The organism is Glycocaulis sp. (assembly GCF_052168375.1).
In the GTDB taxonomy this organism is placed as follows: domain Bacteria; phylum Pseudomonadota; class Alphaproteobacteria; order Caulobacterales; family Maricaulaceae; genus Glycocaulis.
Genome location: NZ_JBQLZR010000036.1, coordinates 1 through 9731, shown reverse-complemented (window position 1 = coordinate 9731; position 9731 = coordinate 1). Strand labels below are relative to the sequence as shown.

The following is a 9731-nucleotide window of genomic DNA, read 5'->3' as shown; positions in this document are numbered from 1 at the left end:
CTCGCGGTCGGGCCGTTACGCGGGGTGCGTGACCGGTTGAAGCACGTCAGCGACCCAATTCCGCCAGAGCCTGCCGCCGCCCTGCGTCATGATGTCCTGAAAGTGGAGCTGGCAGCTGAAGCCATCGCGCAGACCATGCTGGCGGCTATCGAATTGCCTGCGAGAGCGGATGGGCCAGACATGCAGGCGGCGGGCGAGGCCCTTGAACATTATGCCGCGAGCACGGGTGTGGCGGCACCGGTCGGGCAATTCAAAGAAGCCGTTTTCTCCGCGATGAAAAAAGAGTAGTGTCCGCGCCCCGCACGCCGGACATGGAAGGCCGGTAGCGGGGTATCGTCCTTGTCCACGAGTTTGCAACTGCCCGTCCGCCATGCCGGATGGAAGTTTGCAGTCACAGCGGGTTTGCGCCAGATGTTCGGTGATCTCGATGAAGATGCGCTGGTAGCCAAGCTGGCCGAACTGCGCCGCGAGCACAGGTCGCTGGATGCCGAAGTGCGTGCCGCGCAGGATTGCGGCGTCGTCGACCAGCTCAAGCTGGTGCGCCTCAAACGGCGCAAGCTGATGCTCAAGGACATGATCTTCGCGATCGAGGATCAGCTGAACCCCGACATCATCGCCTGAGGGACAGTGCGGGCAAAAGCTCGACGCAGGCCCTTCATCGCTTTAGCTTCTCCGGCAACCAACATGTCGAAGGGAGGCTAACCCCAATGCCCATCAGCTTGAAAAGCCCGTTTGCCGCCATTGCGCTGGCAAGCGCGTTCATGACCCTGCCGGTCGCGGCAGCGCCCGTCTTTGCGCAAGAGCAGGCGGAGGCCCGCCCGGTCTCGATCAATGACCTGTTCCAGTTGCGTCAGGCGGGTCAGGTAATGATCACGCCTGCAGGAAGCCAGACCGTCTTCACCGTCTCGGTTCCGCGCGATATCCGCACAGGCGAGAGCGATGGCACACCGCGCTCCCATCTCTACGTTGCCGATACGCCGGGCGCCCTGCGTGCGCTTGTCTCCGGCGAGGACAGTGTCGGCGGAACGGCGCTGCATCCGGATGGCGAGAGCGTAACCTATATCGCGCGGCGCGAAGGTGATGAGCGCCCGGCGCTTTACCGCGTGCCGCTGGCAGGCGGCGAGCCGGAACGGCTTTATCATCCCGAAACGGCGATGCAGGGCTATGTGCTGTCGTCCGATGGCGCCTACCTCTACTTCGTCGGCCGTGATCCCGACGTTCCTGACATGACGGCCCTGCGCGAGCGCGGTTTCCGCGCCAATGTGTATGAGGAAAACCAGCAGGCTTCTTGGGTCTGGCGGGTCGATCTGAACGATGAAGCCCGCGCCGCCGAGCCGCTGGACCTGGACGGCCATGCCGGTGCGATCGAGCTTTCGGCTGACGGTTCGCGCCTTGCCGTCGCGCTGGCGCCCACCCCGTCGGTCGATGACGCCATGATGGAACAGCGCTGGGTGTTCGTGAACACGCAGAACGGTGATGTCGTGGCCACGGTGGAAACGCCGGGCAAGCTTGGCATGGGGCGCTTCTCGCCGGACGGGTCGCAGTTTGCTTTCCTCGCGGGCATAAACCGCGCTGACGCCACCGCCGGAACGATCCATGTGGCTGATACGGCCACCGGCACCTACGTCCAGATTGCCGCCGATGCCGAGCAGCATATCCGCGACTTTGCGTGGAATGGCGACACGATCTTCGCGCTCGCCCATGTGCGCCAGTCGAGCGCCTGGGTCAGCTATTCACCGTCGGGTGAAGAGCTGATGCGTGAGGAGCATGCAGGCTATGTCGCCCACTCGATAAGCCTTGATGCGGCGGGCGATACGGTTGCCTTTGTCGCGGACAGCCCGGCCCACCCGCGTGATGTCTATGTTGCGGCCATGGGCGAAATTCCGGCCCGCTGGGCTGATCTCAACCCCTGGCTTGCTGACCGCACTCTGGCCGATCAGCGCGTGGTGCGCTGGACAGCGCGTGACGGTGTCGAGGTCGAGGGTGTGCTGATCACGCCGCAGGGCGAGGCGCCGGAAAATGGCTGGCCGATGATTACCGTGGTACATGGCGGCCCCGAAGCCCATGACCATAATGGCTGGCTGACCGGGTATTCGCGTCCGGGCCAGATTGGCGCGGGCGAAGGCTTTGCCATCTTCTACCCCAATTATCGCGGCTCCACCGGGCGCGGGTTTGGATTTATCGAGCTTGACCACCTCAACCCTCCCGGTGAGGAGTTCGAGGACATTGTCGATGGCGTCGGCCATCTCGCCGATGAGGGAATTATCGATGCTGCCCGCGTCGGCATTACCGGTGGTTCCTATGGCGGGTTCGCCTCGGCCTGGGGTGCGACGGTTGCCAGCGAGCATTTTGCCGCCTCGGTTCCGTTCGTGGCGCTGACCGATCTCGTGTCCTTCATGGGCAATACCGACATCCCGGTCGAGATGGTGGATGTGCACTTCATCCATTATCCGTGGGAGAACTGGGAGTGGTATTTCGAGCACTCCCCGATCATGAACGCGCACGGTTCGACGACGCCGACGCTCGTGATGCATGGTGAGGCCGACACCCGCGTGGCGCCGTCGCAGGGCTATATCCTTTACCGCTATCTCAAGATTGCCGGCGAAGCGCCGGTTCGCCTTGTCACCTATCCGGGTGAAGGCCATGGCCTGCGCAACGCGGCTGCCCAGTTCGACTATGCCCATCGGCTGATGGGCTGGATGCGTCATTACCTGCAAGGTCCGGGCGGCGAGATTCCGTCTTCCGATCTTGATTACGATGCGCTGCTGGCGACCGACTAGGCATCGCAATTACTGACGTCGCTTTGCCCGCCTCCAGAAGGTTTCAGGAGGCGGGCGGCGCGTCCGCAAAAACACGAAAAAAAGGGGAGTTGGAATGACCGAGACGGATTTGCGCGTTGACGGCAAGGTGGCCCTCATTGCCGGCGCCAGCCGAGGTATCGGCGAGGCGGCGGCGAAACGTCTGGCCCGCAACGGCGCTATCGTCATTGCGGCAAGCCGCAAGATTGCGGATTGCGAGCGTGTGGCGGCTGAAATCCGCGAGGCGGGCGGCAAGGCGCGGGCGATGACGCTGCATCTGGGCAGCGCCGAGGACCGCAAGGCTGCGCTTGAAGCCATCCGGAAGGAGGAAGGCCGTCTCGACATTCTGGTCAATAACGGCGCTACCAACCCGTATTTCGGCCCTGTAGAGGACACGCCTGAAGACGCCTTTGACAAGACGTTCGACGTCAATGTGAAGGGGCCGTTCTTCCTCTCCACAGGCGCCATCCACATGATGAAGGAGACTGGCGGCGGCGCAATCGTCAACGTGGCCTCGGTCAATGGTCTGCGTCCCGGCTTCTTCCAGGGCGTCTATTCGATCACCAAGGCCTCGGTGATCTCCATGACGCAGGTACTGGCGCAGGAAGCGGGCGGCCACAAGGTGCGGGTCAATGCGCTCTGTCCCGGCCTGACGGAAACGAAGCTCGCCAGCGCTTTGACCTCCAATCCCGGCCTTGATGACATGATGAAGCGCAATTTCTCGCTCCAGCGTGTCGGTCAGCCCGAAGACATGGCGGCAGCCATCCACTTCCTTGCCAGTGACGCCTCCAGCTACATGACCGGCCAGTGCCTTGTCGTCGATGGCGGGATCATGGGCAGAGGGCCGCTTTAGCTCGAGCGGCTTCCCCCGCCCGATCGCGGGTGAGGAAAGCCAAACTGCAGGGCACGCCAAGCCATGATCCGACTGATCGACATTTCCCCCGCCATCTGGCCCGGACTGCCCGTCTGGCCGGGCGATACGCCGGTGGATTTCCAGCGCACCTGGGATATGGGCAAGGGGTCGCCGGTCAATGTCTCGAAGCTGACGATGTCCACTCATACCGGTGCGCATGCCGATGCGCCCTTGCACTATGATGCGGCAGGCCAGGATGCGGCCGCCATGGCGCTCGATGTCTTCATCGGGCCCTGCGTGGTTATCCATTGCATGGAGGCAGGTGCATTGCTGGGCGCGGACGTGCTTGGCGCGAAGCTGGACGAAGTCTGCGCGGGTCAGGTGCCGCAGCGGGTGCTGGTGCGTACCTACACCAAGGCACCGCAGTCGGAATGGGACAGCCAGTTCACGGCCATCGAGCCGGAGGCCATCGACCTGCTCCACGCGCGCGGCGTGCGCCTGATCGGCACGGATGCGCCGTCGGTCGATCCGGAAACCTCCAAGACCATGTCGGCGCACAGGCGTGTCGCGGCCCATGACATGCGCATCATCGAGGGGCTGGTGCTCGATGATGTGGCCGAAGGTCGCTACGAGCTGATAGCCCTGCCGCTGAAGCTCGCCGGCATGGATGCTGCGCCGGTGCGTGCCGTACTGAGGACTTTGCCATGATGCAGATTGACGAGGCCCGCGCGCTTGATCGCGATGATCCGTTTGCCGATACCGCCCGGCTTTTCGATCTGCCACAAGGCGTCATCTATCTTGACGGCAACTCGCTCGGCCCACCGCCGCGCCCGGCGCTCGATGCGCTGGCAAGGGCTGCGCAGATGGAATGGGGCCATGATCTCATTGCGTCCTGGAACACGGCTGACTGGATGGGTCTGCCCCTGCGCACCGGCGCGCGCATTGCCCGCCTGATCGGCGTTGATGCGGCAAGCGTGATCGCGGGCGATTCCGTCTCTGTGAACCTCTTCAAGCTGGCTGCCGGCCTGGTCATGGGCGGGGCGAAGGGCGTTGCGGTGGAGCGGGGTGATTTTCCCACGGACGGCTATGTGATGGAGGGGCTGGCGAGGCTTTCGGGCACGCCCTTTGCCCTGATCGAGCCGGGGACAGGCGTTGCGGGCCTGCCGGACCATGTGGACGTGCTGGTCAGGAGCGCGGTGCACTACAAGACGGCGGCCAAGGTGGATATTGCCGCCGAGGAGCGTGAAGCGGCGCGCCTTGGCAAGACCATCATCTGGGACCTGTCCCACGGCGCAGGCCTGGTTGACCTGAAACTGGAGCGGGACGGCGCGAAATACGCTGTCGGGTGCGGGTACAAATATCTCAATGGCGGGCCGGGCGCTCCGGCGTTCATCTATTGCCATCGCGATGTCGTGGAGCATTTCGCGCAGCCTTTGTCGGGCTGGATGGGCCATGCCAGCCCCTTTAGCTTCAAGGACGGCTATGCGCCTGCAAAGGGCGTCACCCGCTTTGGCGCCGGCACACCGGCCATCCTGTCCATGAGCACGCTTCATGGCGCGCTGGCCGTCTTTGACGGTGTCGACATGGCAGGCGTGGAGGCCAAGGCCCGGGCGCTCGGGGATACTTTCCTTGCGGCCATTGAACCTCTAGGGCTGGCGTGCGTCTCGCCACCTTCGGCGCAGCGGGCAGGCCATGTCAGCCTCGTTCACGAGCATGGCTACGCCATCGTGCAGGCCCTCATCGCGCAAGGCGTGATCGGCGATTTCCGTGAGCCTGACATCATGCGGTTCGGCTTTGCGCCGCTTTACCTCACCCATGAAGCGGTCTTCGAGGCAGGAACGCGCCTGGTCGACATCGTGCGTTCGAGTGCCTACCGCGATGCGAGGTTTGCCAAACGCAATGCGGTGACCTGAGACGGTCGTCCGCCCGCCTTGCCAAGGCGCGGTCTTTCAAGGGAAGCTGGCTACCCGGATATTGAGCGTTCGAGGGGATTGAAGCATGGCGTGGATTATCCGTCTGGCGGCGGTTCTGTTCGGCCTTCTGGGCCTTGCCATCCTGCTCCTGTTCGGGCCGGGCGCGCTGGATGCGCGCTATTTCAGCCCGACACCGCCTGATCCTGCGCTGGAAGCCCTCTTTGATACGCCTGCCGCGCCGGTGGTGAGCGAGGACGGGCTTCAGGGCGCAGAGGATCTCGAACCCGGTCCCGACGGGCGGCTCTACACCGGACTTGCAGACGGGCGCATCATGGCCCGCGCGCCGGAAGGCGGCTGGGAAGAGATTGCCAATACCGGCGGGCGCCCTCTGGGTCTGGCGTTTTCGTCCGGCGGGACGCTGCATGTCGCCGATGCCTTGCGCGGTCTGCTCCGGCTGGATGAGGGCGAATGGACCGTCATCGACGAGCCGGGCGAGTTTCCCGCCCTTGTCTTCACCGATGACCTGACGGTTCTGGAAGACGGCACCATCATCCTCACCGACGCGTCCGGCCGCTATGGCTATGGCGAGTACATGGAGAGCTTCTGGGAGGGAGAGCGCACGGCGCGCATTCTTGCCTACAGCCCTGAAGGCACACGGCGTGTGCTGGCCGAAGATCTCGCCTTTGCCAATGGCGTTGCCCATGATCCGGTCTCGGGTGAGGTCTTCATCAACGAGACCTGGGCCGGACGGGTGCATGTGCTTGATCCGGTCAGCGGAAACCTTCGCGTGCTGATTGATGGCCTGCCCGGCTATCCCGACAATATCCATTGGGATGAGGAGGAGGGGCTCCTCTGGATCGCCATGCCGTCACGGCGCAGCGCGCAACTGGAGTTCTTCCATCCGCGCCCGCTGCTCAAGCGCCTGTTGCGCCGCTTCACCGACGTGTTCGGCGAGCCTGAATTGCCGCCGCGCCCGGTCATGGGGCTTGCCGTCAACCGGCTGGGCGAGCCGGTGCGCGTGCTCTACGGGCCGGAGGATTCCGAGCTGGGCGCAACAACAATCGTCCCGTGGCAGGGTCAGATCTGGACGGGCGGGCTCGACCGTCCGGGCGTCGATGCGTTTCCCGTACCGCCAAGGCTCGACGAGGTGCCTGCGCAATGACGCGCATCCTGATCACGGGCGGGTCTAGCGGTATCGGTCTTGCCCTCTCGCGCGCGGCGCTGGAACGCGGCTGGCAGGTGGCCTGGGTCTCGGTCGACCCGGCCGAGATCAACGCCGCGCAGGAAGGATTGCAGGCGGAATTTCCCGACGGCGTCATTGATGCGCTGTGTCTCGACCTCACCGAAAGCGATGCCGCTGACCGCATCGCCAAATGGGTGAAGAAGACCGCCACACCCGACATTCTGGTCAACAATGCCGGTATCGGCCTTTATGGCCCGTCCGCCAGTCAGGAGCCAGGGCGCGAAGCGGCCATGATCGCGCTCAATGTGAGCGCGCTGCACGCCATGGTGCGCGCGTTTCTCCCGCTTATGGAGAAAAAGGGCGGGCGCATCGTCAATATCGCCTCCAACTCCGCCTTCCAGCCTGTGCCCTTCATGGCGGTCTATGCCGCGACGAAGGCTTTCGTCCGCCACTACTCGCTGGCGCTGGACAGTGAGCTCAAGGAGCAAGGGTCCAGCGTCCGCGTGATGACGGTCTGCCCGGCTGCCGTGAAGGACACCCCTTTCAAGGGGGTGGCGGGTATGGAGGGCTTGCGCACGTTTGACAGCTTCACCGCCACTACCGCCGCAGAGGTCGCCCGCGATATCATGCGCGGTCTCGATAGAGGCAAGAGGTTTGTCGTTTCAGGCGCGAAAATGCGGGCGGTCTATCTGCTGACCAAGCTCTCGCCTGCCAGCCTTGTGCAGGCGATTGTGAGGCGTGAGGTGGAGCGGGCCTGACGGGCTCAGCCTTGCTGTGCCGGCAGGCGCACCACGAGGCCGTCCAGCGCTTCTGTCACCTTGATCTGACAGGACAAGCGCGAATTGGGTTCAAGGTCGGAGGCAAAGTCCAGCATGGACTGCTCCATGGAGGAACGTTCGCCGGTCTTGTCCTCCCAGGCCGGGTCTACATAGACGTGGCAGGTGGCGCAGGCGCACGCCCCGCCGCAATCGGCATCGATGCCGGGGACCATGTTGCGGATGGCGGTCTCCATCACGGTCAGCCCGTTGACGGCCTCCACAGTGTGCTGCGTGCCGTCATGCTCGATATAGGTGATCTTCGTCATGTCATGTCCTGATGCGTGGGAAACCCGTTGCGCGGGTATTTAGGCGAGAAGGTCGCGCATCGCCACATCCAGATTGCGCAAGGCCTCCGGATCGACCGTCTTGCCGCTGCGTATCAGCTTCTGGGCGGCCATGAATTCCGGTGCGGAATTGACCGCCTCGCAGGCGATGATGCGCCCGTCCTTCATGTGGAAGACGGAAAAATTGCCAAGTTCGGGATCGCCCCTGCGTACTTTCAGGTCCGCGCCTTCGATCAGGCCGGCTATCTGCAGTTTCAGCTCGTACTGGTCTGACCAGAACCACGGGACCGGATCGTGCGTGGCCGGTTCCCCGGCAATGGTTGCGGCTGCGGCCTTTCCCTGTTCGATGGCATTCTGGACCGATTCCAGCCGGATCGACCGGCCATAGAGCGCCGAATCGAAGCGGGCGACATCGCCGCAGGCGAGGATGTTAGGGTCGCTCGTCCGGCAGGACGGGTCGACCAGAATGCCGTCGGCGCATTCGAGACCTGCAGCTTCGGCAAGTCCGGTATTCAGTGCCAGGCCTGCTGCCAGCAGGATGCTGTCGGCTTCCACGATCTCGCCATCGGCCAGCACGACGCCTCCTGCCTTGCCTTCGCGTTCGAGGATGGAGGCAACAGGCGTGGATACCCGCAAGTCCACCCCATATCCGCGATGGACGGCGCCGAACCAGCCGCCAAGAATCGGGCTGGCGGTGCGCGCCATGGGCCGTTCCGCTGCTTCCAGAACGGTTACGGCAAGGCCGCGCTTGCGCGCAGAGGCGGCAACTTCAAGGCCGATATAGCCGGCACCGATGACGGCCAGCGACGAGGCGTTTTCAAGCGCCGCGGACAGGCGGTCCGCTTCGGCAAACGTGCGCAATACCTGCACGCCGGGCAGGTTAGCACCCGGAATTGGCGGAATGCGTGCCTCGCCGCCGGTGGCGATCACGCAATGCTCAAAGGCGATGCGGCGCCCATCAGCGAGAACCACCTCGCGGGCCTCGCGGTCAATCGCTGTTGCCGCCGTGTTGAGGAGGCACTCGATCCCCGCTGCCGGATAGAAGGCTTCCGGCTTCAGCCAGAGCCGGTTTGCGGGCATCTCGCCGGAAAGATACGCCTTGGACAGAGGCGGCCTCTGATAGGGCAGGGCCGTCTCTGCGCCGATCAGGGTGACGGGGCGGTCATACTTGCGGCGGCGCAGCTCGGCGGCGCAGGCAAGGCCCGCCTGTCCGGCTCCGATGATCACCGTTCCTGGTTGTGTGCTCATGCCTGCTTTCTTGGCTGCTCCGGCGCAGGCTGGCAAGGGTCTGGCACTGCCCGGCGGGTCAGGCCCGCCCTTGCTGTGCCGGAAATTTTGACGCCTTACTGCGGGTCATGACCGAACGCACGATTCATCTGGATACGCTTGCCGCGACGCACGCTCTTGCCCGCTCGCTGGCGGCACTGGCCAGGCCGGGAGACGCGATCCTGCTCTCAGGCGGCCTTGGGGCGGGCAAGACAACGCTGGCGCGTGCCTTTATCGGTGCGTTGACCGGCGCCGAGGACATTCCCAGTCCGACTTACACGCTGGTCCAGTCCTACCTGTCGACCCGCGGGCATGACGTGCTTCACGCCGATCTCTACCGGGTGGAGGACAGCGAGGAACTGATCGAGCTTGGTCTTGAGGATGCCGCCGGAACCGGCATTGTCCTCATCGAATGGCCGGACCGGCTTGACGGCCCGCCAAGCGATGACCGGCTGGAAATCACACTGGATTTTGCCGTTGGCGGCAGGCAAGACAATACCCGCACAGCGCGCCTTGAGGCGCATGGCAGCTGGGGGGAGCGCCTTGCCGCAATCACAGTCTGAAGCGGATCGCGCGCATGAACGCAGCGTTTTTGTCCGCGAGGCCGGATGGGGCG

11 protein-coding genes are annotated in these 9731 nt (G+C 64.2%); 9 read left to right on the top strand and 2 right to left on the bottom strand.

The genetic code is table 11. The features are described from left to right. The 8 genes from ACTS2Z_RS01435 to ACTS2Z_RS01400 form a co-directional block, all read left to right on the top strand. On the top strand, positions 1-288 hold a 288-nt coding region (locus tag ACTS2Z_RS01435; RefSeq protein WP_442571453.1), incomplete at its 5' end, for a hypothetical protein. A 51-nt stretch (positions 289-339) separates the two neighbouring features. Continuing rightward, entirely contained in the window at positions 340-621 is a 282-nt protein-coding gene (locus ACTS2Z_RS01430) for a YdcH family protein (RefSeq protein ID WP_442571452.1), read from the top strand. Positions 622-707: 86 nt separating this feature from the next. After that, positions 708-2780, top strand: coding sequence for a prolyl oligopeptidase family serine peptidase (locus ACTS2Z_RS01425; RefSeq protein ID WP_442571451.1), 2073 nt, complete (start codon positions 708-710; stop codon positions 2778-2780). A 94-nt stretch (positions 2781-2874) separates the two neighbouring features. Beyond that, positions 2875-3651, top strand: a complete 777-nt coding sequence (locus ACTS2Z_RS01420; RefSeq protein ID WP_442571450.1) for a glucose 1-dehydrogenase — start codon at positions 2875-2877, stop codon at positions 3649-3651. Between the two features lie 63 nt (positions 3652-3714). Further along, positions 3715-4359, top strand: a complete 645-nt coding sequence (gene kynB, locus ACTS2Z_RS01415) for an arylformamidase (RefSeq protein WP_442571449.1) — start codon at positions 3715-3717, stop codon at positions 4357-4359. Next, positions 4356-5564, top strand: a complete 1209-nt coding sequence (locus tag ACTS2Z_RS01410) for a kynureninase/PvdN C-terminal domain-containing protein (protein WP_442571448.1) — start codon at positions 4356-4358, stop codon at positions 5562-5564. Before kynB ends, ACTS2Z_RS01410 begins: the two co-directional genes overlap by 4 nt. Before the next feature lie 85 nt (positions 5565-5649). Further along, positions 5650-6726 carry an SMP-30/gluconolactonase/LRE family protein gene (locus ACTS2Z_RS01405; protein WP_442571447.1) on the top strand — a complete coding sequence of 359 codons (1077 nt, stop codon included), beginning with the start codon at positions 5650-5652 and terminating at the stop codon, positions 6724-6726. Then, the gene (locus ACTS2Z_RS01400) at positions 6723-7505 is read left to right on the top strand and encodes an SDR family NAD(P)-dependent oxidoreductase (protein ID WP_442571446.1); all 783 of its coding nucleotides are present in this window, start codon (positions 6723-6725) and stop codon (positions 7503-7505) included. The genes ACTS2Z_RS01405 and ACTS2Z_RS01400 overlap by 4 nt, the downstream gene beginning before the upstream one ends. A 5-nt stretch (positions 7506-7510) precedes the next feature. Here ACTS2Z_RS01400 and ACTS2Z_RS01395 read toward each other — a convergent pair whose 3' ends face one another. Further along, on the bottom strand, positions 7511-7831 hold the full coding sequence (locus tag ACTS2Z_RS01395; RefSeq protein WP_442571445.1) for a 2Fe-2S iron-sulfur cluster-binding protein: 321 nt from the start codon (positions 7829-7831) through the stop codon (positions 7511-7513). Between the two features lie 39 nt (positions 7832-7870). Beyond that, on the bottom strand, positions 7871-9097 hold the full coding sequence (locus tag ACTS2Z_RS01390) for an NAD(P)/FAD-dependent oxidoreductase (RefSeq protein WP_442571444.1): 1227 nt from the start codon (positions 9095-9097) through the stop codon (positions 7871-7873). 107 nt (positions 9098-9204) lie between these two features. On the opposite strand from ACTS2Z_RS01390, the gene tsaE reads away from it, so the two are divergent. Beyond that, positions 9205-9678, top strand: a complete 474-nt coding sequence (tsaE, locus tag ACTS2Z_RS01385; protein ID WP_442571443.1) for a tRNA (adenosine(37)-N6)-threonylcarbamoyltransferase complex ATPase subunit type 1 TsaE — start codon at positions 9205-9207, stop codon at positions 9676-9678. Positions 9679-9731: the final 53 nt, after the last annotated feature.